This window comes from Wolbachia endosymbiont (group B) of Villa cingulata (assembly GCF_964028285.1).
Lineage (GTDB): Bacteria > Pseudomonadota > Alphaproteobacteria > Rickettsiales > Anaplasmataceae > Wolbachia.
In genome coordinates, this window is record NZ_OZ034766.1 from 623,721 (window position 1) to 648,730 (window position 25,010).

30 protein-coding genes, 1 tRNA gene and 2 pseudogenes are annotated in these 25,010 nt (G+C 33.2%); 19 read left to right on the forward strand and 14 right to left on the reverse strand.

Translation table 11 applies throughout. The annotated features are described in order from the left end of the window. The first annotated feature begins 84 nt into the window (after nt 1-84). Together ABWU52_RS03195 and ABWU52_RS03200 are read left to right on the forward strand one after the other, a co-directional pair. Nucleotides 85-1,074, forward strand: a complete 990-nt coding sequence (locus ABWU52_RS03195; protein WP_353277558.1) for a ribonucleotide-diphosphate reductase subunit beta — start codon at nt 85-87, stop codon at nt 1,072-1,074. Between the two features lie 131 nt (nt 1,075-1,205). Then, nucleotides 1,206-1,559 carry an ankyrin repeat domain-containing protein gene (locus tag ABWU52_RS03200; RefSeq protein ID WP_353277559.1) on the forward strand — a complete coding sequence of 118 codons (354 nt, stop codon included), beginning with the start codon at nt 1,206-1,208 and terminating at the stop codon, nt 1,557-1,559. 914 nt (nt 1,560-2,473) lie between these two features. Here ABWU52_RS03200 and ABWU52_RS03205 read toward each other — a convergent pair. Further along, a complete protein-coding gene (locus tag ABWU52_RS03205; protein WP_353277561.1) occupies nt 2,474-3,271 on the reverse strand; it encodes a YgfZ/GcvT domain-containing protein in 798 nt (265 codons plus the stop codon). A gap of 110 nt (nt 3,272-3,381) precedes the next feature. On the opposite strand from ABWU52_RS03205, the gene ABWU52_RS03210 reads away from it, so the two are divergent. The 3 genes from ABWU52_RS03210 to ABWU52_RS03220 all read left to right on the forward strand — a co-directional run bounded on the left by ABWU52_RS03210 (nt 3,382) and on the right by ABWU52_RS03220 (nt 6,211). Further along, nucleotides 3,382-3,672 carry a co-chaperone GroES gene (locus tag ABWU52_RS03210; RefSeq protein WP_353277563.1) on the forward strand — a complete coding sequence of 97 codons (291 nt, stop codon included), beginning with the start codon at nt 3,382-3,384 and terminating at the stop codon, nt 3,670-3,672. An 89-nt stretch (nt 3,673-3,761) separates the two neighbouring features. Next, nucleotides 3,762-5,420, forward strand: coding sequence for a chaperonin GroEL (gene groL, locus ABWU52_RS03215; protein ID WP_353277565.1), 1,659 nt, complete (start codon nt 3,762-3,764; stop codon nt 5,418-5,420). Nucleotides 5,421-5,707: 287 nt separating this feature from the next. Continuing rightward, the gene (locus ABWU52_RS03220; protein WP_264376423.1) at nt 5,708-6,211 is read left to right on the forward strand and encodes a protein-disulfide reductase DsbD domain-containing protein; all 504 of its coding nucleotides are present in this window, start codon (nt 5,708-5,710) and stop codon (nt 6,209-6,211) included. Between the two features lie 144 nt (nt 6,212-6,355). Here the strand turns inward: ABWU52_RS03220 and ABWU52_RS03225 are convergent, their stop codons facing one another. From ABWU52_RS03225 to ABWU52_RS03255, 7 genes are all read right to left on the reverse strand, one after another. Next, a complete protein-coding gene (locus tag ABWU52_RS03225) occupies nt 6,356-6,835 on the reverse strand; it encodes a hypothetical protein (RefSeq protein WP_353277567.1) in 480 nt (159 codons plus the stop codon). Next, on the reverse strand, nt 6,808-7,245 hold the full coding sequence (locus ABWU52_RS03230) for a hypothetical protein (protein WP_353277569.1): 438 nt from the start codon (nt 7,243-7,245) through the stop codon (nt 6,808-6,810). The genes ABWU52_RS03225 and ABWU52_RS03230 overlap by 28 nt, the downstream gene beginning before the upstream one ends. A gap of 80 nt (nt 7,246-7,325) precedes the next feature. Continuing rightward, nucleotides 7,326-7,553, reverse strand: coding sequence for a hypothetical protein (locus ABWU52_RS03235; RefSeq protein ID WP_265015418.1), 228 nt, complete (start codon nt 7,551-7,553; stop codon nt 7,326-7,328). A gap of 366 nt (nt 7,554-7,919) precedes the next feature. Further along, the gene (locus ABWU52_RS03240; protein WP_246433103.1) at nt 7,920-8,216 is read right to left on the reverse strand and encodes a transposase; all 297 of its coding nucleotides are present in this window, start codon (nt 8,214-8,216) and stop codon (nt 7,920-7,922) included. 232 nt (nt 8,217-8,448) lie between these two features. Further along, nucleotides 8,449-8,742: a transposase gene (locus ABWU52_RS03245; RefSeq protein ID WP_353276410.1), complete on the reverse strand. Its 294-nt coding sequence runs from the start codon at nt 8,740-8,742 to the stop codon at nt 8,449-8,451. Between the two features lie 184 nt (nt 8,743-8,926). Then, nucleotides 8,927-9,865: a gamma-glutamyl-gamma-aminobutyrate hydrolase family protein gene (locus ABWU52_RS03250; RefSeq protein ID WP_353277571.1), complete on the reverse strand. Its 939-nt coding sequence runs from the start codon at nt 9,863-9,865 to the stop codon at nt 8,927-8,929. Nucleotides 9,866-9,924: 59 nt separating this feature from the next. Then, nucleotides 9,925-9,997: transfer RNA gene (locus tag ABWU52_RS03255), tRNA-Phe, on the reverse strand. A gap of 74 nt (nt 9,998-10,071) precedes the next feature. On the opposite strand from ABWU52_RS03255, the gene coaD reads away from it, so the two are divergent. After that, complete coding sequence (coaD, locus tag ABWU52_RS03260) at nt 10,072-10,578, forward strand: pantetheine-phosphate adenylyltransferase (RefSeq protein WP_353277573.1); 507 nt, start codon at nt 10,072-10,074, stop codon at nt 10,576-10,578. Between the two features lie 71 nt (nt 10,579-10,649). Then, nucleotides 10,650-10,859 carry a zinc-finger domain-containing protein gene (locus tag ABWU52_RS03265; RefSeq protein WP_015587723.1) on the forward strand — a complete coding sequence of 70 codons (210 nt, stop codon included), beginning with the start codon at nt 10,650-10,652 and terminating at the stop codon, nt 10,857-10,859. 14 nt (nt 10,860-10,873) lie between these two features. Here the strand turns inward: ABWU52_RS03265 and ABWU52_RS03270 are convergent, their stop codons facing one another. The 4 genes from ABWU52_RS03270 to ABWU52_RS03285 all read right to left on the reverse strand — a co-directional run bounded on the left by ABWU52_RS03270 (nt 10,874) and on the right by ABWU52_RS03285 (nt 14,679). Next, nucleotides 10,874-11,500, reverse strand: a complete 627-nt coding sequence (locus ABWU52_RS03270; protein ID WP_353277575.1) for a phosphatidate cytidylyltransferase — start codon at nt 11,498-11,500, stop codon at nt 10,874-10,876. After that, on the reverse strand, nt 11,490-12,185 hold the full coding sequence (gene uppS, locus ABWU52_RS03275; protein ID WP_353277576.1) for a polyprenyl diphosphate synthase: 696 nt from the start codon (nt 12,183-12,185) through the stop codon (nt 11,490-11,492). Before uppS ends, ABWU52_RS03270 begins: the two co-directional genes overlap by 11 nt. A gap of 235 nt (nt 12,186-12,420) precedes the next feature. Next, on the reverse strand, nt 12,421-13,965 hold the full coding sequence (locus ABWU52_RS03280) for a hypothetical protein (protein ID WP_353277578.1): 1,545 nt from the start codon (nt 13,963-13,965) through the stop codon (nt 12,421-12,423). Between the two features lie 39 nt (nt 13,966-14,004). After that, nucleotides 14,005-14,679, reverse strand: a complete 675-nt coding sequence (locus ABWU52_RS03285) for a hypothetical protein (RefSeq protein WP_353277580.1) — start codon at nt 14,677-14,679, stop codon at nt 14,005-14,007. Between the two features lie 151 nt (nt 14,680-14,830). Here ABWU52_RS03285 and odhB point away from each other — a divergent pair, with 151 nt between their 5' ends. Next, on the forward strand, nt 14,831-16,003 hold the full coding sequence (gene odhB / locus ABWU52_RS03290) for a 2-oxoglutarate dehydrogenase complex dihydrolipoyllysine-residue succinyltransferase (protein WP_353277582.1): 1,173 nt from the start codon (nt 14,831-14,833) through the stop codon (nt 16,001-16,003). A gap of 334 nt (nt 16,004-16,337) precedes the next feature. Here odhB and ABWU52_RS03295 read toward each other — a convergent pair whose 3' ends face one another. Together ABWU52_RS03295 and ABWU52_RS03300 are read right to left on the reverse strand one after the other, a co-directional pair. Continuing rightward, the gene (locus ABWU52_RS03295) at nt 16,338-16,634 is read right to left on the reverse strand and encodes a transposase (RefSeq protein ID WP_246433103.1); all 297 of its coding nucleotides are present in this window, start codon (nt 16,632-16,634) and stop codon (nt 16,338-16,340) included. A gap of 232 nt (nt 16,635-16,866) precedes the next feature. After that, nucleotides 16,867-17,160 (reverse strand): transposase, encoded by a 294-nt coding sequence (locus ABWU52_RS03300; RefSeq protein WP_353276410.1) that lies wholly within the window; start codon nt 17,158-17,160, stop codon nt 16,867-16,869. 759 nt (nt 17,161-17,919) lie between these two features. On the opposite strand from ABWU52_RS03300, the pseudogene ABWU52_RS03305 reads away from it, so the two are divergent. The 11 genes and pseudogenes from ABWU52_RS03305 to ABWU52_RS03355 form a co-directional block, all read left to right on the forward strand. Then, nucleotides 17,920-18,669: pseudogene (locus tag ABWU52_RS03305) on the forward strand (phage major capsid protein); the annotation flags it as partial. A gap of 80 nt (nt 18,670-18,749) precedes the next feature. Beyond that, nucleotides 18,750-19,049 carry a transposase gene (locus tag ABWU52_RS03310; protein ID WP_064085359.1) on the forward strand — a complete coding sequence of 100 codons (300 nt, stop codon included), beginning with the start codon at nt 18,750-18,752 and terminating at the stop codon, nt 19,047-19,049. Then, nucleotides 19,025-19,903, forward strand: a complete 879-nt coding sequence (locus tag ABWU52_RS03315; RefSeq protein ID WP_353277659.1) for an IS3 family transposase — start codon at nt 19,025-19,027, stop codon at nt 19,901-19,903. The genes ABWU52_RS03310 and ABWU52_RS03315 overlap by 25 nt, the downstream gene beginning before the upstream one ends. 45 nt (nt 19,904-19,948) lie before the next feature. Next, nucleotides 19,949-20,293, forward strand: a pseudogene (locus ABWU52_RS03320) (hypothetical protein); the annotation flags it as partial. Beyond that, complete coding sequence (locus ABWU52_RS03325; RefSeq protein ID WP_353277584.1) at nt 20,280-20,744, forward strand: phage baseplate assembly protein V; 465 nt, start codon at nt 20,280-20,282, stop codon at nt 20,742-20,744. The pseudogene ABWU52_RS03320 and the gene ABWU52_RS03325, both read left to right, overlap by 14 nt. A gap of 1 nt (nt 20,745) precedes the next feature. Continuing rightward, nucleotides 20,746-21,000: a PAAR domain-containing protein gene (locus tag ABWU52_RS03330; protein ID WP_353277585.1), complete on the forward strand. Its 255-nt coding sequence runs from the start codon at nt 20,746-20,748 to the stop codon at nt 20,998-21,000. Between the two features lie 22 nt (nt 21,001-21,022). Then, the gene (locus ABWU52_RS03335; protein ID WP_353277587.1) at nt 21,023-21,358 is read left to right on the forward strand and encodes a GPW/gp25 family protein; all 336 of its coding nucleotides are present in this window, start codon (nt 21,023-21,025) and stop codon (nt 21,356-21,358) included. A 2-nt stretch (nt 21,359-21,360) separates the two neighbouring features. After that, on the forward strand, nt 21,361-22,143 hold the full coding sequence (locus tag ABWU52_RS03340) for a baseplate J/gp47 family protein (RefSeq protein ID WP_353277589.1): 783 nt from the start codon (nt 21,361-21,363) through the stop codon (nt 22,141-22,143). Between the two features lie 279 nt (nt 22,144-22,422). Beyond that, nucleotides 22,423-23,583, forward strand: coding sequence for a phage tail protein (locus ABWU52_RS03345; protein WP_353277590.1), 1,161 nt, complete (start codon nt 22,423-22,425; stop codon nt 23,581-23,583). 167 nt (nt 23,584-23,750) lie between these two features. After that, a complete protein-coding gene (locus tag ABWU52_RS03350) occupies nt 23,751-24,470 on the forward strand; it encodes an ankyrin repeat domain-containing protein (RefSeq protein ID WP_353276182.1) in 720 nt (239 codons plus the stop codon). 38 nt (nt 24,471-24,508) lie between these two features. Next, nucleotides 24,509-25,006 (forward strand): ankyrin repeat domain-containing protein, encoded by a 498-nt coding sequence (locus tag ABWU52_RS03355; RefSeq protein ID WP_353276180.1) that lies wholly within the window; start codon nt 24,509-24,511, stop codon nt 25,004-25,006. Nucleotides 25,007-25,010: the final 4 nt, after the last annotated feature.

Genomic DNA, 25,010 nt, shown 5'->3' on the forward strand with positions numbered 1-25,010 from the left:
TGTCGTCAAATTTCAAAAAAGTTAAATTGACTGATTCTCAATACCATTTAATATAATATTTACTTCAAAATAATTAGGTACCTTATGTCATTGCTAGAAGCAGATCCAATATACAAGCCTTTTAATTATCCTTGGGCATATGATGCATGGTTGCAGCAACAAAGGATACACTGGATACCTGAAGAAGTTCCGCTTGCTGATGATGTGAAAGATTGGAAAACTAAACTTTCAAATGTAGAGAAAAATTTATTGACCCAGATTTTTAGGTTTTTTACTCAAGCAGATATTGAAGTAAATAACTGCTATATGAGGCATTATTCAAATATATTTAAGCCAACAGAAATATGTATGATGCTTGCAAGCTTTTCCAATATGGAGACTATACACATTGCAGCCTATTCATACCTTCTAGATACGATTAGTATGCCAGAAAGTGAATATCAAGCATTCTTAAAATATGATGCTATGAGAAAGAAGTATGAATACATGTTAGAATTTGAGGAAAGTAAAAAGCACGATAAAAAACATGTTGCTAAAACTTTAGCAGTATTTGGTGCCTTCACTGAAGGATTGCAGTTATTTGCATCATTTGCAATTTTGCTCAATTTTCAACGGTTTGGAAAAATGAAAGGTATGGGGCAAATAATTGCTTGGTCAGCACGTGACGAAACCTTGCACACCAATTCAATTATCAATTTGTTCAATACGTTTATTAAAGAGAATAATGAAATTTGGAATGACGAGTTCAAAGAAGAATTATATTCTGCATGTCGCACTATTGTTGAACTTGAAGATGAATTTATAAGTCTTGCTTTTGATTTAGGAGATGTTGAAGGGCTATCTGCAGAGGAAGTGCGCAATTATATACGTTACATAGCAAACAGAAGGTTAACGCAATTAGGTCTTAAATCTATATATAATGTTAAAGATAACCCTATTCCGTGGCTTGATGAAATACTAAATGGCGTGGAACATACAAATTTCTTTGAAAATAGAGTAACAGAGTATAGCCGTGCAGCAACTCAAGGTACTTGGGAGGAAGCTTTTGCTAAAAACGATACAAAAAGTGAATAGCAGTAACTTCACCCTTTTTTATCGTTTCAACGGAAGCTTGCGATACATATCAAAGGTGGAAGGAGGAAGAATTTGATATAAATCATCTATTTAGCTTAGAGAAAAGAGAGTATAGATATAAAGTTACATTATTGCATGTAATAGTTGGAGGTTTTGATTGCTTAGAGAAGGAGAAGAAGAAGTTAATACGATATCTATTAGACAAAGGTGCTAATGTTAATGCACGAGATTCTTTTGGAAAAACTCCTTTGCACAATAGTCATGACAAAGAGGTAACACAAATTTTACTAGATGCAGGTGCTAATCTTTTTATAAAGGATCATTATGGAATTACTGCAAGAAAACATGCCCGTGATGAATCAAAGCAGCTTTTAAAAAAGGCAGAAGATAAATACAAGCATAAAGCAATGAAATTTGGTGCTATTGTTGGTATTACGGCTGGAATGGGAGTTAGTAGTGGACTTTTTGCTGCTGCTGGTCTTTAATTACTAATATCGGCTTTTATTGGCGCAGCTGTTTCTATAGCAATAGGGTTTGTTGTTTTTGGTATTACATATAAAATGTCAAAGCCTAGTGAGAATGTAGATAATGTTGATCTACTATCAGAAGAAATTTATGCAAGTCTAGGCGTGTAACAGTGTAGTTAAGTAAAAAAAGGAAGAAGTCTCTTCTTCCTTTTTTCTCCAAATTTTATATATATAATTGAGAATAAAAAAACTGTGGATAACTCTGAAAAAGATCAAAGAAGACATCAAAAAGAGTATGATTAGATTGAAATATTTACAGAAAAACTTACTCAATTGATAAATATCTTAATACTTTTTAAAAAAAGACAAATAAAGGACTATGCTAGAACTAAAAATTGAAATTTTAAGTGTTTTTAAAGTAGCAATTTAATCTTAAAGAGGTACTTTAATAGTTCCTTTTACGTACTAATCCGGAGGTTCAACAGGTTGTTGTTTAAAAGATTGGGAAATAGTTTTATTAGTATTGAAAATTACATAATGTGTATTATGGAAAATATAAGAAACACAAGCTTTCAGCAAGAGAAAATGCAATTTTTGCTCTTCTCAAACAGCATAAAAAAGTGCCTGTTGAACTCCCAGATTAGCATCCAAAAACACTCAAGTATTACTTTAAGAGTATTTAAAATCTTCACTTAAAGACCATTCCTTACTCCCTTATTGGCTCTTATTAGAAAAATATCAAAATCACAACTAAAAAAGATTAAAATTGATATAATTTTTTAGAGTTGTCCACTTTATTATGAATCTCCGAAGTACTCATAATGCGTAAAATATGTATTTCTCTGGGTTATCAACTGAGTTATTCACAATACTGTGGATAACTATCACAAACACTTAAACAAGAAAAAGGGGCTTTTACTCGAATAGATATTTTATAACGTCTTAATGCTAACTCCACCGACATATAAATTTGCGTGGCTTTTTCCAGTATTAAGCAATGCAAGTCCAATATTGTCGACACTAGAGCGTAGTTCTCCTACTTCTTCATTATGTTCACTGATTACTTTAGTGCCAATATTTGGAAGTGTATTTTTTCCCTCAACAAGGTAAAGTTTCCTTCTGAATTTTTCTTGTCTGCTCATTCGATTTACAACTTCCTGACCTATATAGCACCCTTTATTAAAGCTTATACCATTTATCTTATCGATTAAATATTGCAGCGGAAATGATGAATTTTGCACCATATCTTTTGCTCCATCTGGGACAAGGTTTTTAATTCTAACTTTTTCATACTGAATAAAATCTCCAACCGGTTCTTTTATTTCATCTTCATGTATGATCCTCATTCCTAGCAGCTTGTGCCTTGGATCTTGAAAAATAACTTGTGACTTACTACTACACTCCGCCAACTTAGCATCAAACAAAACTCCAACCTTATATAGTGAACTAATGTCTTTAATCCTCACTCTAAGGTAAGTTTTGAGCAAGTCTAATTTTTCAATTATTTGCTGTAGATGGGCATTTTCACACTCCAAATAAATATATTTATCATGCTCAATGAGGAAAAAATCGTACAGATATTTTCCCTGAGGGTTGAGTAATAAAGAGTAAATTGCCTGCTGGCTACTTAGTTTATTAATATCATTTGTTATAACACCCTGAAGAAAATCTCTCGTATCTGGTCCGTATAAAGATATTAGACTACGGTTTGCTAGCGGTATGTAACCCATAAAACTTCTGTTCAAACCTTAATTATACACTTTTACTAACTCCAACCCTTGAAATGTAACCTTTAGATGACTACATAGAGTTGTAGGTTAATCTATTAATGAGGAAACAAATGTCAAGTGTAAATTTGGATGTGTTAGATGATAACGTGCTAATAAAGCCTATTACTGAAGAAAAACAAGGTGGAATTGTACTACCATCAAGTGCTGAAAAGAAGCCTACTAAAGGTGAAGTTATAGCAATTGGTAGTGGTTCACGCAACTCAAGCGGAGAGCGTATAGCTTTAACTGTAAAAACTGGTGATAAGGTTTTCTACAGGCAGTGGGCTGGAACAGAAGTAGAACATGATAATGAAAAGTATGTCGTGATGAAGGAGTCAGACCTACTTGCTGTTATCAAGTAGGTATCCCTATTTTACTAAGCTAATGCGCTATATAGTGCATTATGTATTTTAATATTCTAAATTTTTTATTAATTTAAGGAGTGATAAAAATGGCTAACATAGTAGTATCAGGCGAACAGTTGCAAGAAGCCTTTCGTGAAGTTGCAGCAATGGTTGACTCAACGGTGGGAGCAACTGCAGGGCCTAGGGGAAATACAATAGGAATTAGCAAGCCATATGGTGGACCAGAGGTCACAAAGGATGGCTATAAGGTAATGAAAGGTATAAAGCCTGAAAAACCATTACACTCTGCGATAGTAAGCACCGTTGCTCAAAGTGCTTCTCAGTGTAATGACAAAGTTGGTGATGGTACCACAACATGCTCAATACTGACTAGCAATATGATAATGGAAGCTTCAAAGTCAATTGCAGCTGGAAATGATCGCATTTGTATCAAAAATGGAATACAGAAGGCAAAAGATGTGATATTAAAGGAAATTACATCAATGTCCCGCACAATTTCTTTAGAGAAAATGGATGAAGTTGCACAAGTTGCAATAATTTCTGCAAATGGTGATAAAGATATTGGTAATAGCATTGCTGATGCTGTTAAAAAGGTTGGAAAAGAAGGCGTCATCACTGTTGAAGAGAGTAAGGGTTCAAAAGAATTAGAAGTTGAACTTACAACTGGTATGCAGTTTGACCGTGGTTATCTCTCTCCATACTTTGTTACAAATAATGAAAAGATGAGCGTGGAGCTTGATGATCCATATTTGCTGATTACAGAAAAAAAACTTAATATTATTCAACCTTTACTTCCTATTCTTGAGGCTATTTTTAAGTCTGGTAAACCTTTGTTTATCATTGCAGAAGATGTTGAAGGTGAAGCATTAAGCACTTTAGTGATCAACAAATTACGTGGTCTAAAAGTTGCTGCAGTAAAAGCTCCAGGTTTTGGTGATAGGAGAAAGGAGATGCTCGAAGATATAGCAGCTTTAACAGGTGCTAAGTATGTCATAAAAGATGAGCTTGGAATCAAGATGGAAGATTTGACTCTTGAAGATCTTGGTACTGCCAAAAATGTTAAAATCACTAAAGACAATACTACAATTGTTAGTGAAGACAGCGACTGTGACAAACAAAACAGAGTAAATGCTAGAATTAACCAGATTAAATCTCAGATTGAAACTTCAACCTCTGATTATGATAAAGAAAAGCTGAAAGAGCGTTTAGCGAAATTATCAGGCGGCGTTGCTGTGCTCAAAGTTGGTGGAGCAACCGAAGTAGAAGTAAAAGAACGCAGAGATAGAGTTGAAGATGCACTTCACGCAACAAGAGCTGCAATTGAAGAAGGGATAGTTCCAGGTGGAGGAGTTGCACTTCTTTACGCTGCATCTGCTCTTGATAAGCTAAAAGCTTCAAGCGATGAAGAGCAAATAGGTATCAACATTGTCAAAAAAGTTCTCAGTGCTCCAATCAAAAGATTGGTTAAAAATGCTGGTCTTGAATCTGCTGTTATAATTGACTATTTGATTAAGCAGAATGATAAAGAGCTTATATACAACGTTGAGGCTATGAACTACGCTAATGCATCAACAGCTGGTGTAATTGATCCGGCAAAAGTAGTTCGTATTGCTTTTGAAACGGCAGTGTCTGTAGCAAGCGCACTTATTACTACTGAATCTATGATAGTTGATCTACCAAACAAAGAAGAAAATGCTTCATCACCTATGGGTGCAGGAGCAATGGGCGGAATGGGTGGATTCTAAGTAAAAAAGAGCCTTGGAGCAACTTGCTCCAAGGTATCTTTCTAGTTCTAAAAAGTCTTACCTTTATAAAGGAAATAAATTTGTGATTTTCTATGCAAAGCCACTACTATTTATATTTGTTACGTCTCTTTAATATTATAACTGCTTAAAAATAAAAAAATAATATATGAAAGTTATAATTGCTACTATATTTGTATTAGCATAATATTATATTAACAAATGATTTATATAATATTTTTATTATAATAGATAGAACTTAAATTATTTTCTTCATAAATAGAGTATTTATGAAAATACGTATATACTCAATCCTACTTTTACTTTTTTCTTGCACTCAATTGTGCGCTGAAGAAGAAGTTGCAAAATTTGATCTGCTCATTGGTAAGGTAAATAAAGCAAACCTTACCATTGAAGGCGCAATAAAGGTTACAATAAAACCAGGTTGGCATATATATTACAAAGACCCTGGAGATTTCGGCCTTCCTACTTCCTTTGACTGTCAGGGTAACATATCAAATATAGATATTCATTGGCCTACTCCCAAGGAACATGAAGATAAAGTTGGGGAAGTTACATTTGTTAGTAACATATATGAAGATATGGTGTTATTTCCCTTTAAAAACAATATCATTCCAAATCAGGAATACGCTGATATTAACTTTCATATAAAGTACGCAATATGTAAAGATAGGTGTATCCCTAAAAATGCCGAGATAAAAACCAGTCAACCACTAAAGGATTTTATAGATTCTGATATCAATAAACTCATAAATGAGTGGTATGAAAAATAGAGCTCCCAGAGAGCAAGTGATAGTTATACGACAGCTTAAAAATGTTATTCCTGTCCCTGAATTTTCCAATAAAGATCTTTCCAAAAATTTCGATCATGAAGCCTTTTGGTCCCCAAAAGGCTTCATTTCAATCAATAACGAAAATTATAACTTTGAAAGAGCTGCTTGCTTATTAACTCCTGTAGTAATTTGTATGCTTTCCACACTTGTTGGAGGATAAAATCCTTTTATTACTTCAGAGTCTTCTCGTTTTAAATATGACAATGCTTCATACAAAGGCTTTGCTTCATATTGTCTTCCTACTTTTACTTCTTTATGTGCAGCTAATTGATCCCAAGTAACACCATTGCTTTCAATAAACTCTACAGAACCATTATCGCTAATGCTAATTTTCATTTTACACTCTTTCCCCTCAACATACCAATTTAAATTCATATAATATGAGCCATTAGCTACTTCATAAATTCTTACTCCATTCTCATCAACTCTGCAGCGTATTCCCCTTGTTTCACACTTGCTTTTACTAGGCAGTAATAATGTAATTCCATCTACACCATATTTTCTGCATAGATCACTATTTAAAACATCAACCACATTTATTGATTTTGTAGGATCGCCAAGCATAATTCTGAGTGCAGGCTTAATCTTACCTTTCTTTCTACTTTCTTTAATTCCTCTATATATTCTAAAGTATTGTCTTTTATACTTTCAATTACATCTTGTGCAATTTTTTTAGCAATTTTGCCTACAATATTTTTGCTATCGTACTTATTGGCATACTTGTATTCATACCTGCCATTAACTTCATATCTATACTTTTCCTGTCCTTCTTCACTAGGAACCACAGTAGAAAAGTGTTTAAACCACACTTCATCATCATCAATACTAACTTCTTCGTTCTTATCTTCAGAATCTATAGATACTTTACTATCTGGGCTCAGATTTTTAAAAAAATTATCTTTTAAGCGCAAATAAAAACGATTACTTTTATCAAAATAATCCTGATTATTAACTGCTTTTGGATTATCTACCACCACATTACCTCCACACATTAGCTATATAGAGGTATATATCAGTGTTGACCTTCTAGGTCAACACTAAACAATAACGAAAACTATAGTTGTTTCTTTTTACCTGCTAAAGATTGTGCTTGTGCTCCATCTACACTTGTTGAATGTTGCTTCAATATGTGATTTAGATATTCTCGTACTTCATCAGTGTATTTAATGCTCTTGTAGCTTAAACTTCTTATCAACACCTTGCCTAAATGAAAAATATTTCCTCTTTCTTGGAGAAATTTGTTATATTCATTGCAGTTACTGACTTTCATTTGCTGTGGCATATTTTTTCTTCAATGGTTAAATGGCTATTCTATAATGAATTTTGTCAGTAACTGCCAGTTCTTTTCTCTTGAGTGATGCAACAAAGCCATCCCAGTGTCAAGCACTGGAATGACACCCATTTTTTTCTAGTGTCCCCTTTCTTGTCATTCAAGTATCCTTTTCTTATCATCCGAGTAGCTAAAACTAGGATCCATTGTTCATTTTCTGGATTCCAGTGGGCTTTGTTGCATAGCACCTTAAGCAGTGATGGTTTACGACAAATTTATGTAATGATTTCAAATTTAGCCATACCAATACCAGTGAATTTGTTGAGCAAATAGCACTTAATTAGTAATTCTTTTTCACGGTTTACTTCAGATTTATTCCTAAACAAATACTTGCTTCAACCTTGAGAAAAATCCTTCTATGTAAGATCTTTTTCCATAAATTGCTTCCTTTTTCCACTCTTTTACACCATCTTGTCCATATAATTTTATTAACCTAATAGCAGCATTTCTGTCAGACATATAATCTATTTTTGAATGTTCTGCTGCATCCTTTTTTGGTAGAACTTTTGTCTTTATATCGTATTTCTTACACAATTTATAAAGTTTTTGCCTATCGTATGCCCTATCTGCATATAATGCTTTTATTTTGTGCTGAAAATTAACTTCTTCAAGCAAGCTCCATAGTGGTCAGAGTAGACGCCATTACTGTATCTTGCAGCTATAGCTTTTTTACTATTCACACTTAACATAACATGTAACTTTCTTACTTGCTCGTAGCTTCGGTACTTTCTATCTGCACTGTTTTCCTTACTGTGGCCAGGAGTGTTACTGTAAATTTGTACTATCTATGATAATTTCAATATTTTCCATGTTGCTTTTATCAATCCTGCAATCATTTATCTTAATATTAAGTTTTTTTTGATGCTTGTGAATAGCTGATAACTGCCAAATTTTTTCCTATTTGTTGCAGATATCCTTTTACAAACCCTACCGTTTGTCTTAAGCCAATTCTAAAAAGATTAACGATTATATGCACCAAAATCACAACTTTATCACTATAAATATAGTTGCCGCCCTGCATTTTTGGACTATTTTCATACCAATTTTCGATAGCTTCATCGATGTAACGAAAAATATTCCCCCTTTTTTCAAGGAATTTGTTATATTCGTTTTGGTTACTGACTTTCATTTTCTGTGGCATATTTTTTCTTCAACAGTTAAATGGCTGTTTTATAATGAATTTTATCAGTAGCCACCAGATTTTTTCAGTTGCTATGCAACAAAGCCTACTGGGATCCAGAACAGGCAATCAGAACTGGTCACGCGCTGGAATGACAAGAAAAAGGGTACTGGCATGACATTAGATGATTTTCCTTATTTTAGCATTAAACGCGATGAAGAAAATCATTTATAATCGCTATAGCAACTAGTGTTGAAACCTGACGTACCTTTTGGCTTGACAAACGAGAGTTTTTATCTGATTTGACAACAAGGGCTTCTAGATGACTTTGAAAGTAAATATTACCATGCTTATCTTCGATAGCTTCTATTACCCCGTCATTGGCAAATGCTGCAATTTTATATCCAAGTAGCTCTAGCCTTCTTCTATTCTCTGTAGTATTACTTACTGTACCTGAATGAGCATTCGGAAAATAAGTTGAAAACCAGCCATTTTGATTAGGTAGTAAAAATCTAGCTACCACTTTTTCCAAACTACTACCTGGAACAATTTTTATCTGCTGAAGAGGTATATTCTCTTTTTGTGGATAGGATGCTGATTTTAAATGATTCTTCTCATCATTAACAACATTTGTTATTTCAATTTCTTTTGCATGCATAATGTCTTGTAAACCACCACATATGGCAAGCAAATGAATTGTAGGATTGTCATCTACTATTTTTACAATTGCTTCATTCACAAGCTGGCGGTAAGGGTTAAGAGCTGAATGAAAGTTATCTGAAATAAATATTCTGTTTATCTTTTGCTCTTTGATAAATTTTGCAACTTCAACTTTTATTCGATCTAGTATCAGCTTTTTTGCCAATATTTCATCTTGTTTTGCGAACTCTTCTTGGATTTCTTTTAGATTAATTATTTTGTCGTAGTCAATGAATATAGTTTTAACCCCAAAATTATTGAATATCTCATAGATATTGTGAGATTCATCTGTTTGCAATAAACCAAAAATTATATTATAATTTACTGCATTTTCCGCTGTCAAAGCAGATAATTCTTTGTTTACTTTTTCACTATAAGCGATATTACTTAATAGTAGAAATGTAATTAATAGTATACTAAATATTCTATTGTAACATTTATACATTATCTCTAAACAATTATATTAATATTATAATATATTATAGAACATTAAGAAAAAGAATGTGGCCTGAGCAGGAATCGAACCAGCGACACAAGGATTTTCAGTCCTTTGCTCTACCAACTGAGCTATCAGGCCAACTATGTACTTTCATTTTTAGACAAAAAACGTTATCATGTCCATCAAAAGTTTTTGCAGTATAGAAACAAAGAATGAACATTAATAACAAAATAGGAATTTATCCTGGTACGTTTGATCCTATAACTTTTGGGCACCTTGACATAATAAAAAGAGCATGTAAGCTAGTCGATAAGTTGATAGTCGGTGTTGCAGAAAATGTTAACAAACATACTACCTTTAGCATAAAGCTACGCACAAGCATGGCTGAAAATGAAGTTAAAGGAGCAGAAATTAATGCAGATGTTATATCTTTTAATGGGTTGCTCGTGAAGTTTGCCAAAGAGCAAAATGCCTCTGTTATTATCAGAGGACTGAGGGCAGTATCAGATTTTGATTATGAATTTCAAATGAGTTGGGTAAATTATAAGCTCTCCCATGAAATCGAAACCATATTTCTTCCTGCATCTGAAGATACTCAATTTATCTCATCAAGTTTTGTGAAAGAAATAGCGAGATTAGGAGAAGATGTTAGCAGCTTTGTATCACAAAATGTCCAAACCGAATTGATTAATCTAAATAGGGTAAAAAATGGAGAATAAGTATTTATTGTCTTTTTTATTTCCAAACGAGTATGTTCGATATATAAAATACTATAAACTAAAGGAGCGAAATGTCAGAAGTGAGGGATAATAATCTAATAGTTTGCTGCCGTGGTGATGAGAATGATGATGGTTCTGGTCATCCAGTAGTATATTTACATAAAGAAGGAGAAATGTATTGTCCTTATTGCAGTAAGCCCATGAGTGAAATAGTAAACTCCGAAGAATTTCAATCTGTTGAGGTGAAAGCAGTGAATAAAAAGGAAAGGACCAAAGGTTAATAGCACTTCATTCTTTAGCTTATGTAAATAGCAATAAAGGGGGCAGTAAAGATGAAACTGTCCATACGGTCAAGTACTCCTCCATGGCCAGGTATTATACCTCCACTATCTTTAACATTGTAAACTCTTTTTATGAGTGATTCAGTAAAGTCTCCAAGTTGGGCTAGAATAGCAATTGTAAAGCCAATTATTGGGGAATAGAAAATTGGAAATAAACTCAAAAATATTGAGCCAAAAATTGTACAAAATACTCCAGCTAAAACTGCACCTAAAAGCCCTGACCAAGTCTTTCCAGGACTAATAATTGGGCAAATTTTAGCACCACCAAAGTTTTTACCAAATAGGTAAGCGGTAATATCGATGCTCCAAATGGTTAAGATAAGCCATATTAATTCATATTTTCCCTGTGGTAGATTATATAAGTATATCAGCGATGCATTTGGTAGTGCAATGAGTAGTAATGCAAAAATGTATAAGATTCTATTGCCTTTAGTTAGGTTATACCATTCAAAAGAAGATAGAACCGCAATTGAAAAAATTAGTAGATAAAATGATAAATCACTGAAATATGTAGCAAAAGAAAATATCAGTAATATTACTATTGAAGACAGTGTTCTCACCATAAGATTATTATCTACCATATTTTTTCTCTCTCTTTGTATAATCTGCTAATGCTTTACTCAAATCTTGACAAGAAAAATCAGGCCACAAAGTATCACAAAAATACAATTCAGCATAAGCTGCTTGCCATAGTAAAAAATTGCTTAACCTTTTCTCGCCACCAGTGCGAATTAATAAATCCAGTTTTGGTAAATCTTTAGTATACAGAAATTTTTCAAATTCCTCTTCCAATACGCAATCAATATTTCCTTTTATGACGTTGTTGATAGCATGTATAATTTCCTGCTTTGCTCCATAACTAACTGCAACAGTGAGTAATAGACCATCGTTCTTATGTGTCACTTCTTCTGCTTTTTTGATTTGATCGAATATTTTACTGGGCAATAGACTTAAATTGCCAATAAAATTTAACTTAATGTTACAATTGCAAATGAATTTCATTTTATCTTCATTAGTTAAAGTGGAGTAAAATAAATTAAATAGGTAGTCTGTTTCGTTTTCAGATCTGAGCCAATTTTCCATGGAAAATGCATACAAAGTTAAGTAAGATATGGCTAAGGTTGTGCAATGTTTAGCAATATCAAATGCAACTTCACTGCCTTTTCTATAACCATCAATTTTTACCATTCCTTGATTCTTTGCCCACCTACCATTACCATCCATAATAATTGCTAGATGTTTTGGCAGAGATTCTAGATTCAACATTTGAATTCAACCTGTTATAATTAGCTTAATGTCTATATCTCTGTATGAAACGTTCACTATATCCACCTAAAACTATATTATTACTGAAAAATCATTGATAGTCTATATTATAAAAATTTTCTGAACCTCGGTGTCAGCTGCCAGTGATTTTACCAAGAAAATATAATAAAAATAGTCTGATATAGATGGTTTTACGATATAGTAAAATTATTATAAATAAATGAATTTAGTGTTATTAGAAATACCTAGCTCTTTTATGTGGATTGATATTCTCAATAACCTGCTCTAAAGATAAATTATATAATTTTGACACAGGTTCTTTGCATTCAATATATCTTTCAAATGTAAGGAATGGTACAAGTGAATTTATATTTATGTCCTGCTCTTGAGGAAGATCTTTACCGCCTAAGACAATCCCTGGGAAAGGATATTGAGTATATATACTCAGCTCTTGGGGAACATATTTAATTATATCTTCGTAAATACGTTCCTTGTTGTTCAAGTAATCGATATTAATATCTGTAATTTTACCAGCTTTACGCAGGATTATAGCAAGCCTCAAAGTCGACTTTACGCTAGGTTTAAAATTTTTAAATATATTGACAAATACCTTACCAGTAACATTATCTGTTATTGCTTTTAGCTCTTTAGTGGTAACAGAATTGATCTTCTCAACAGCATTTTGATCTTTTAGTAGTGTTATAATCCTTTTGTCATTTAAGCTTGCATTATCAAGTAGAAGTCGAAATTTTTCAGTATCAATAGAATCGATAAAATTCCGACTTTTTAGTAAATCCATAACCATGGAGCGATCAAATTTACTACTACTAGATATAAGTTCAAGTTTTTCAAGATCGATAGAATTGACTCGAACGAATAGACTCTGATCTTCTAGTATTTCTCTAACATCTGTAGAATTAAACTTAATGCTTTTGCATATAATTTTTAATCTATTATCATCAATAGAATGGAGTTGAGGTAATGAACTCTTTAGTATTTCTGCAATCTCTCTATCTCTAAAAAAACAATCAGTTTGCATGATACTAACTTTACTATCATCAAGGGAATTGATTTGATCAAACAAACTCTGATCTTTCAGTAAATTCATAATATATCCTTGATCAGTATATATAAATATCAAGTCAAATATTTTACGGTTCATCGAATTGATGCGTTCAACAACTTCATGATTTTCTAGTAATTCTATAATAATACTGGTATGATAAAATTGCCTAAATACGAATTTAGATTTTCCAGGATCAATCAAATTGGTAAGCTTAATAAATTCTCGATTTTCTAGTATTCTTATAATATGTTCACTAGTAAACTTATCACTCTCAAATATGTATTTAAGTAGTTCTTCACTAATAAGGTTGATATTATCAATAGTATTTTGATTTTTTAGTAATTCTACAATAATACTGGTATCATTAAACTTACGACTATCAAGTATGATTTTAGATTTTTTAGGAGCAATCAAATTGATGCATTCAATAACTTCCTGATTTTCTAGTAATTTTATAATACCTTTATTACTAAAATAATTATTCTCAACTATGTATTTAAGTGCTTCTTCATCAATAAGATCGATGTTCCTAGCAGTATTTTGATTTTTTAGTAATTCTACAATAATACTGGTATCATTAAACTTACGACTATCAAGTATGATTTTAGATTTTTTAGGAGCAATCAAATTGATGCGCTCGACAACTTTCAGATCTTCCAGTAATTTTATGATATCTTTAAGACTAAATTTATCATTCTCAATTATATATTTCAACGTTTCTTTATCAATAAGATTGATGTTCCTAGCAGTATTTTAATTTTCTAGTAATCCTATAATACTGTTACCATCAAACTTAATACTATTAAGTATGAGTTGAAATCTTTCAGGAGCAACCGAATTGATGCGTTCAAGAATTTCCTTGTTTTCTAATAATTTTGTAACATCTTCATCACTAAGCTTACCACTTTCAAATATACATTTTAGTATTTCTTCATTAAGATAAAACTGAACACCGTCAACACGTTTTTCATTAGTTCCTTTATTTTCTAATGCTTCTTTAGCAAAGTTATTCGGATCATTTTTTTCATCTTCCTCGTAATCATAATTATTATAATATCCATAATCTTCTTCATTCTCCTCACTATCACTACTTTCGAATTCATTGTTGATATTGCAAACCTTCCCACCTTTTAGTATTTCTAGAATATTGTGTTCCGAAGGTGCATCATTTAGCATGGAACTAAACATTTCATCATCGTAATCGTTGATGTTATCAACAATTTCTTTATCTGATAGTAATTCTTCAATACCTTTGTAACTAAACTTATTATTATATTTGTATAAGATTTTAAGTTTACTGTAATCCATTGAATTGATGCCATCAACAAATCTTTGATTTGATAGTAATTCTCTATTATAAGCCTTACATATCAGTTGAAGTTTTTCGTTATCTAAGTCTTCTGCATTGCCTGCTTTATCAAAATCCATAATCTTATTCTAAGTTACTTAACATTTTAATTTTAAATATATTGAAAGAAATAATCAAGCGTTATGACAAAAAGCCTAATGAATTTATTAGTTTATTACATGTCTCTTTTCATGTATAAATTTATAGAAAGTTTTATGTAGAAGTTATTTTATGAGCAAAATTATAGAAATAAGGGCACCAAAAACTCTTGGTGGTGAATCGGTTACGGAAGGTATAGTAAAAATAAAGAAAAATATTGGCGAAGCAGTAAAAGTAGATGACTTGATCTTTGAAATTGAGACTGACAAAACAGCACTCGAATTAACTGCAGAAGCTTCAGGACAAATAACCGAATTTCTTGTGAAAGAAGATGATGTAATCGGCCCTGATCAATTATTGGCAAAACTTGCTGTAGGAGAAGTAAAAGAAGAAGTGAAAAAAGAAGATAAAGGCGAAAGCGCTAATAAAAAAGATGCCCCTTCAGCTCGTAAAATTATGGAAGAAAATGCAATTAGTGCAGAAAGTGTAAAAGGAACTGGCATGGGAGGCAGAATAACTAAAGCGGATGTGATAGATCATATGAGTAAAGCTGAACAACCTCCGGTAAAACAATATGAATCGCCAAAAAGTGTAGTAAGTGGAGAGAGAAGAGAAGAGCGAGTGAAAATGAGCAAAATAAGGCAAGTAATAGCTGCTCGTTTGAAAGCATCGCAAAATACTGCTGCAATACTGACCACGTTCAATGAAATTGATATGAAAAACGTCATGGATCTGAGGGCAAAGTATAAAGAAACTTTTGAAAAGAAATATGGAATAAAACTGGGTTTCATGTCGTTTTTTATAAAGGCAGCAGTGCAAGCACTAAAAGAAATTCGTGAGATTAACGCTGAGATTTCAGGTGATGAAATTGTATATAAAAATTACTATGATATAGGTGTTGCTGTTGGCACTGACAAAGGTCTTGTTGTACCGGTTATTCGCAATGCTGATCAAATGTCATTTGCTGAAATTGAACTAACTTTAGTTGCTCTTGGCAAAAAAGCACGAGAAGGTAAGCTGCAAGTATCGGAAATGGAAGGTGCAACATTTACTATCTCAAACGGTGGTGTATACGGTTCACTTCTTTCTACTCCAATAATCAACCCTCCGCAATCTGGAATACTTGGCATGCACTCAATACAAAATAGGCCAGTTGCTGTGAGTAGCTCAATTGAAATCAGACCTATGATGTACATTGCCCTCTCTTACGACCACAGAATAGTTGATGGTAAAGGAGCAGTTACTTTCCTTGTTAAAATAAAAAATTACATAGAAGATCCAAATAGATTGGTTTTGGAAGTTTAAACAAGTTAAAAACGGCAGGTAAGTTTTTCTGAAGTTTTCAAGGTGGGTGTTACAGCTGTGCAAACATTTGTTTATAAAGGTAACTTATACGAAAAATGGTCAGTGCTTACTGTACGAGCATTGTGATTTAGGCCTAAAAAATGCGAGTAGCCCCTTTGGTGTTATCCAAGTAGCTGACACTAGGATGGCTTTGTTGCATAGCACCTTAAGCAGTGATGGTTTACGACAAATTTATGTAATGATTTCAAATTTAGCCATACCAATACCAGTGAATTTGTTGAGCAAATAGCACTTAATTAGTAATTCTTTTTCACGGTTTACTTCAGATTTATTCCTAAACAAATACTTGCTTCAACCTTGAGAAAAATCCTTCTATGTAAGATCTTTTTCCATAAATTGCTTCCTTTTTCCACTCTTTTACACCATCTTGTCCATATAATTTTATTAACCTAATAGCAGCATTTCTGTCAGACATATAATCTATTTTTGAATGTTCTGCTGCATCCTTTTTTGGTAGAACTTTTGTCTTTATATCGTATTTCTTACACAATTTATAAAGTTTTTGCCTATCGTATGCCCTATCTGCATATAATGCTTTTATTTTGTGCTGAAAATTAACTTCTTCAAGCAAGCTCCATAGTGGTCAGAGTAGACGCCATTACTGTATCTTGCAGCTATAGCTTTTTTACTATTCACACTTAACATAACATGTAACTTTCTTACTTGCTCGTAGCTTCGGTACTTTCTATCTGCACTGTTTTCCTTACTGTGGCCAGGAGTGTTACTGTAAATTTGTACTATCTATGATAATTTCAATATTTTCCATGTTGCTTTTATCAATCCTGCAATCATTTATCTTAATATTAAGTTTTTTTTGATGCTTGTGAATAGCTGATAACTGCCAAATTTTTTCCTATTTGTTGCAGATATCCTTTTACAAACCCTACCGTTTGTCTTAAGCCAATTCTAAAAAGATTAACGATTATATGCACCAAAATCACAACTTTATCACTATAAATATAGTTGCCGCCCTGCATTTTTGGACTATTTTCATACCAATTTTCGATAGCTTCATCGATGTAACGAAAAATATTCCCCCTTTTTTCAAGGAATTTGTTATATTCGTTTTGGTTACTGACTTTCATTTTCTGTGGCATATTTTTTCTTCAACAGTTAAATGGCTGTTTTATAATGAATTTTGTCAGTAGCCACCAGATTTTTTCAGTTGCTATGCAACAAAGCCATTCCAGCGTCACACGCTGGAATGACAGGGCTGTGAGTGTCATCGAAGTAGCCGATACAGGCCTTTTTCTCCTGTCATCCCAGTGCCCTAACACTGGGATCCAGTTAAATTTACAGGTATAAAAGTAATCAACGTTTCTGGTGATGATAGAAAAATGGATCCCAGCACAGGATACCATTTGTTGTTTTGGCAAACAGCTACGTACTTTATTTGCACATTCTTCTGAACAGATACGCAGCGAAAAAAATGCTTGACACAAAAAAATGGATGCTGTATAGTGCTAACAGTTAAGTATAATATTTACCGTGGTGTAATACTACACTACTTTTTTTTACTTCAACAAGTAATCATTATTATTTTTTTCTCACTACCAAGTAGCTTACGTTCATTTGTATCTACCATGAAGCCAATGCTAGAATCCAGAAAAAAGACCAGTGAATGGCAGGCACGAGCATTATACGTATACAGTTGTATGAACGTTGTTTACCATGAGGGCGCCATCCCAGCACTGGGATCCATATTGTAAACAAGCGTTTGAGTTATAATAAGCTGCCATTCACCGGTCTTTTTTCTGAATGCAGTTTACATGATAACAAAAAGGTACTGAGATTACTGATAAAGATTACTTTCAAATTACAATACTATTCTAATTTTATTTTTAAAGGAGGCTATTATGTCACTTACTGATATCACTTACCGTGTTAATGAACTCGCTTCATCATGGGAGCAATTTAAATTAATAAATGATCGCAAACTAAAAGAAATCGAAAGCAAAGGACCTGAGCAGCTATGCAAGATAAATAGTAATATTGATAATTGCAAAGAGCGCTTAGATTTTATTGAAACCTCAGCTCAACGCCCAGAGATTAGCACAGATTTTAATACAGGTGATAAATATTTTTCTGATTATATTCGTAAAGGAATGGAAAACAGGTTATCACATAAAACCCTAAGTGGAGATGACAATGATATTAGAGGGTATTTAGTTACTCCTCATATTGTAAAACGCATAAACAAGCGTATAACTGATTCATCTCCAATGCGGCAGATATGTTCCAATCAAAGAATCTCTACTGAAACGCTGGATTATATTATAGAAGATTGTGACCGTGCTGGTGCAGGTTGGAGTGGTGAAGTAGTAGACGACGAAGATGGTGGCTATAAATCCAAGTATGATTTTGCACAAGACACAAGTACACCTAAAATTCAAAAGATTTCCATCACAACTTATGAGCTCTATGCTCAGCCGCAAATATCACAAAAATTGCTCGATGATGCATTTGTCAATGTTGAAAATTGGCTTGTAGAAAAGGTTGCCGAAACTTTCAGTAAGAAGGAGAATAAAGCCTTTATTAAAGGTGATGGCACTTTTCAGCCTAAAGGAATTTTAACTTACGAAAATGGAAATGGTCATAATAAGATAGTGACCTTACCCAGAAAAAGTAGACAGAAAGTTAAGACGTTTTTGAAGTAAAATAAAACGTTTTTTCAAAGAGGTGTGGTATGACAAAAAGAAAAGAATATACAGCAGAATTCAAAATTGAAGCTATAAGACTAGTAAAAGAAACAGGTCAATCATCAGCAAAAATAGCAAGAGATTTGGGTATTAGCGGTGATTCATTAAGCAGATGGGTAAAAACATACAATGATAGAATGTCTGGAGTAGATGCGTTTCCAGGAAAAGGGAAAGTAGCTCATTGTGACAAAGAAAAGTTTGATTTAAAGAAAGAGCTGGCAAGAGTAACGAGGGAAAGAGACATTTTAAAAAAAGCCCTGGGATATTTTGCAAACCAAAAAGAGTAAAATATTCTTTTATAAAAGAACATAAAAAATGCTATAAAATACGGGAATCATGCAGATTTTTGAACGTATCTGCTTGTGGTTATTATAAATGGATTACTAAGGAAAAAAACAACAAAAAATCAATAAGAGAAGAGCTCATACAAGATATTCAGAAGGTATATCGAGCATCACAATGCAGATACGGAGCTCCTAAAATTCACGCTGAATTAAAGGCTTTAGGTAAAAATTATAACATCAAAACAGTGCAAAATGTTATGCAGAAAAATGGCATTCAAGCTAAGCTTAGACGAAAGTTTAAAAGTAAAAAACCACAAATAGACAATAGAGTTATAACTCCTAACATATTAAATCAGAATTTCATCGCTGATCAACCTAACAAGATATGGGTAACTGATATTACGTACATAAAAACTAATGAAGGATGGTTATATTTGGCAGCAATAATAGATTTATATTCACGCATGGTGATTGGCTGGTCAATGAGTAATGCAGTAAATAGGCAATTAGTTATAGATGCGTTATTCATGGCTATTGGTAGGCGCAAATCTGCTAAAAATCTACTATTTCATAGCGATCAAGGATCGCAATACACCTCTAAAAATTATCAATTTTTACTAAGTACAAAAAATATTACTTCTAGTATGAGTCACAAAGGTTGTTGTTATGATAATGCTGTTTCAGAGAGCTTTTTTAGTTCACTTAAGAGAGAGTTACTCATTGATACTTCACAACACTCTGCACAACAAGCTAAAACCGCAATATTTGAATATATAGAAATTTTTTATAATAAACAGCGTAGACATTCTACTATTAACTATTGCATTCCTGAGCTTTTTGATTCATCATTCTCATAGCAAAAACGTCTTAACTTTCTGTCTACTTTTTCTGGGTAAGGTCAGAGTTTAGAATCGGGAAAAGATCCTGGAACAGAGGAATTAGCGCTGAAAGCAAGATTTGAAGCGAGAATTGTAGTTGATGGAACAGTCGAGTATTCCTCGTTAGTTGTAAGGTCATTAGCAGCAGAAGTAGCAAGAGTAGTAAATAAAAATACTTGGAACGTAAAAAATATTTCTCCTGCTGAATTTCTCTCTGCAGAGCCTGATGGATTTAGACCCGAATTAGATGCATATTTGGTGTGGATGGTTGATTGGAGTCATCAGCTTCATTTAGGTAAATCAGTATGGGAAGAGGGGAAAATCAAACCACATAAAATAGCAGTGGGAGAAATGCATGTTGGAAAATAATTTTGCCATTGCAGAGTTACAGAGAAAAGTAGCGAATATCATTCGTATAGGAGTTGTAAAAGAAGTAGATTATGAAAAAGCAAAAGTAAGAGTAAAAATAGGAGAATTTTTAACAGATTATTTACCGTGGACAACGAGCAAAGCAGGAAAAGATAGAGATTGGTCTCCTCCAGGTATTGATGAGCAAGTAGTTATACTTTCCCCGCTGGGAGAATTATCTTTAGGAGTAGTACTTCCTGGAATATATCAACAAAAGTACTCTGCTCCAGAAAATAAAAAAGAGGTGAGTAGCTTAACATTTCAAGATGGAACAAAGTTGTCATACGATAAAGATAAACATCATTTAGAGATTGAAGTAGTAGATAAAATAACACTGAAAGCTGGAGAATCGAGTATAGAAATGACAAAAAGTGGAATAAAACTGAAAGGAAGTAGAATAGATTTAAATTGACATGAGAAGAGCTATAGTTTGTACAGGTGATAATTGTACTGGAGTACCTATTCATGTTTGCGTAAGCGGGAGTAAAGATGTGTGTATTAATGGTAGATCTGTCTGTCGTAGAAGTGATACCTTAACTATGGGAGAGACACTAACACAAGGATCAAACAGCGTATTTGTAAATGGTATTGGTGTAGCGAGAACAGGTGATGTGGCGTCCTGTAGTTTTCAAGTAGTAAGTAAAAATCAAAGTGTGTTTTCAAAATAAAAAAAATTAAAGTAGTCGAAAAATGAGAGGAATGGATGCTAAAACAGGGAAAGAATTAGAGGGAATAGAACATCTGAAACAATCAATAATTGATATACTGACCACTCCTATTAACAGTAGAATAATGAGGAGAGATTATGGCTCAAGATTATTTGAATTGGTGGATAAGCCAATAAATAGAGATTTAACACTTGAGATATATGCAGCAACTGCAGAAGCTTTGGAAAAATGGGAAAAGAGATTTAAGTTAGAAAAAGTAAAAGTTGAGGGAGTAAAAGAAGGGAGAATAACATTGAATTTAGAAGGTGTCTATCTTTCAGAAGGTAAGTTCATAAATATTAATGGAGTAGTTGTTTAAAAATGCAGCAGCCAAATATTATCGAACCACTGAACTTTGAAGAGATTTTTGCTCGAATGAAGGAAGAGTTAGTAAAGTGTGATGCAAGTTTTACAGCATTAGTTGAAAGTGACCCAGCAATAAAGATTCTGGAGGTAGCAGCATGGCGAGAACTTTTGCTTAGAGAAAGAATAAATGAAGCTGTAAAGAGCAATTTACTAAAATTTGCAACGGGAGAAGATCTTGATAATTTGGCTGAATTTTATGGAGTAGAGAGGCAGAAAGAAGAAGATGATGAACGATTTAGAAAAAGAATTAAAGCAAAGATAGTAGCGTGTGGGAGCAAGGAGCACTATCGATATCATGCACTGTCAGCAGATAGAAGAGTAAAGGATGCGTTAGTAGAATCGCCTATACCAGGGAAAGTACAAATTTCAATCTTATCAACACAAACTGGCATAGTGTCAGAAGAACTACTTGAAATTGTAAAAAAGCAGGTTACTAGAGATGATATAAGGGTTTTAACAGATACGATAACAGTAATTGGTTGCAATATTACGGAAATAGATATTCACAGCAGAATGAGCATAAGTCCTGTAATATCAGAGGAAGAAATCAAGAAGCAGTTTATTAAGAAGTTTGAATTAGCAAAAAGATTAGGGTGGAGTGTAACAAGATCGTGGATAATAGCGAATCTATTTGTAGATGGTGTAGAAAACGTAGAATTAATCGAGCCAAAAGAGGATGTTGTAGTATTGGGGAATGAGTGTGCAGTGCTTGGTCATGTCAAGTTAGATAGGATTTAAAACGTATTTTTTTGTTTTGTGGAATCGTACCAGTGAGGGGATTGCGTGCAATAAGTGGTTTACTGGATAAAAATGACCAATGTTAGGGAGACGAAAGTATTGATTTTCTTCCAGAAGTTGTAACTTGTTTTTTAAAGTATGGATAATATGGTTAAATATTATGGAAAGTGTTTGCGATATTAAGAACATCTTTATTTTTGATCAGTTCTGAAATGATCTCTTGCTTACTCATAAGCTACCTAAATAAAGGAAATTAAAGCAACTTGAAAGAAAAGACAAATGAAAAGTTTATTACCGCCAAACGCAACAAAGCAAGAGCGAGCACTGGTTGATGCAATCGATTACAAAGTTGATCCAAGTTGCATCAGGGGATTTAAATTTAGTCTTAAAGAAGAAACATTGCCGTGTTTGATTGAGGAATATGAATTGGGGGAAATACTACGCTGGGTAAAAGATAGAAGAAAAGCCGTAGTAGAAGGAGTAAAATTTCAAAGACTGAGAGGAACTCCAGCATCACTAAAAATAGCACTAAAATGGGCAAATATAGAAGATATTACAATTATCGAAGAACCACCTGGTAAACATTTTTTCGAGTTGCAAATAGGAATAAAAGATGTTCCAAATGACTTTTTTGTGGATGCAGTAATAGAACTTGCAAAACTATCGTTACCAGCAAGATCGCGGCTAATGAGGATTTTCAATGATCACTATAACGTTGATAGGTTTATTTTAGATGAAAGTTTATTCGGCAGCTTATTGTCAGACTATTCAGGTAGAAAAGTTGAAAAAGATGGACCAGTACTGTCATTTGGTAGAAAGAACACATTTGAGCTAAAAAGCTTAAATCCAAATTTTAAGTTTAGCACTTTTCGGATTCATTATGAGCAAGCATTTAGTAATGACATATATCGATTAGATGTAGCAATCCTTGGAGAAACCGAGCCTCACACAAGGGATTATAAAGGCATCTATGAAAGAGATCATTTGTGGTACAACTTAAAAGCACTATATCCATTACCACAGAGTTTATTACCATCGATTAAATTTGCAAAAGCGCAGATAGTATTATCAGACAGTTGGGATTTAGGAGACATAAATACGTGCTTTCCAGTAAGTAGCGTAGAAGAAAGAGGAAATAAATTTGTATTGGGAAGCGATAAACTTTCAGGGCAATATTGGAATTTAAAACACAAACCAATTTTAGAAAGGTTTAGCGTTACTCACCACTACAAAGTAGAAAATTATACTGATCAGAAGATTACAAACTATGTTTTAGCAGAACACAATGTTTACTATAAAAACGATTTAGAGCAAAAAGACTCAATACATGAATTAGAAAAGCATATTTTGGTATTTTACCCAGGAGTACTGAAATGGCACGAACATCGACATTTGCACAGAAGTTGGAAAAGTAGTCAAGTTATATCTATAATAAGTTAAGTACTTATATTTAGATCCTCATATATTATATTAATAACAGGTAAAAGTGTATGAAATAAAAAGAAAAAGACTTGCTTTCTTATGCTAAAACAGACATGACTTGAATAGCAGCAGGTAAACATAAGAAATTTATCTGGCGCTAGAAAAGCTAATTTTGTGAGGTAAGTATGAAGTTTAGCAAAGAATCTTTTAGTAAGTTTTTTAAAGAAGTATCAAGTAAAGGGTTTAAAAACATTAATAAAAGAAATGAAGAAGGAGAGACGATATTGCACCAAGCAGTAGAAATCTCTGATTACAAAACAGTGAGATTATTAATAAAAAAAGGGGCAGAGGTTAATGCAAGAGATAAAAATGGTTATACACCTCTGCACTGTGCAGTATTTGCGAAAAGTTTAGAAAATGTAAAAGTGCTGCTAAGAGAAGGAGCAGAAGTAAATGCCACTCAATATGTCACTGGATGTACGCCACTGCACTCTGCGTGCAAAATAGGAGGAGCAGGAGTTGAAATAATAAAGGAGCTAGTAAAAGCAGGAGCTGAGGTTAATCAACTGAATAAATATGGTGCAACACCAATGTACTATATCTGGGAAAGTGAAAAGTATTCTCTGTGTGATAGCAAAGAAAGTGAAAAGGCAAGCAAATTTTTGAGAGAAAAAGGAGGAATAACAAAAAGTAGAGAACTGACGTGCTATGGAATAGAGAGGCTAGTGGGAGAAATAGCAGACATGTTGAATGGAAGCTACATGCCGGAGCTAAAAATAATAGAGATAGGAGAAATAAGGAAGAGAGACAAATCGCTAATAAAGAAAGAATGTAAAAATTTAGCAAGCAAAATAATGAGCCAAGTGAACGAAATGATAGATGAGGTAGCGAAAAGGAAGGTTTAAAAGAGGGATTTAAATTTAAAGAAAAGGTGAGGTGGATTATGTTAAAGCTTGGCAAATTTAATAGGTCAGCAAAAGAATTATTAGAGAACTCATATGAAAATATTTATGAAAGAGACGAGAAGGAAAGAACAGCTCTGCATTATGCAGTAGAGGTAAAAACAGTGAAGTTATTAGTTGAAAAAGGAGTGAATGTGAATGCAGCAGATGTGAAAGGATACACAGCACTGCACCTAGCGGTAACGGAGAAACGTCTAGAAATCGTGAGGGAATTGATAAAATCAGGAGCAGACGTAAATGCTGAGGAATATGGAAATAAATGCATACCTCTACACCTTGCGTGCATGGTAGGTGAAAAAGAAATAGTGGAGGAGCTGGTAAAAGCTGGAGGAGAAATAGAGCAAGCGGATAAATTTGGAATGATAGCGATGGATTATGCTAAAAATAGCAAAAAGATAACCGAGGTATTAAAGAAAGAAACAGACAGAATTGAAAAGTTATTTGAACAGCAAAGTGGGAAATCTTCTATAAGAGGCTAAAAGC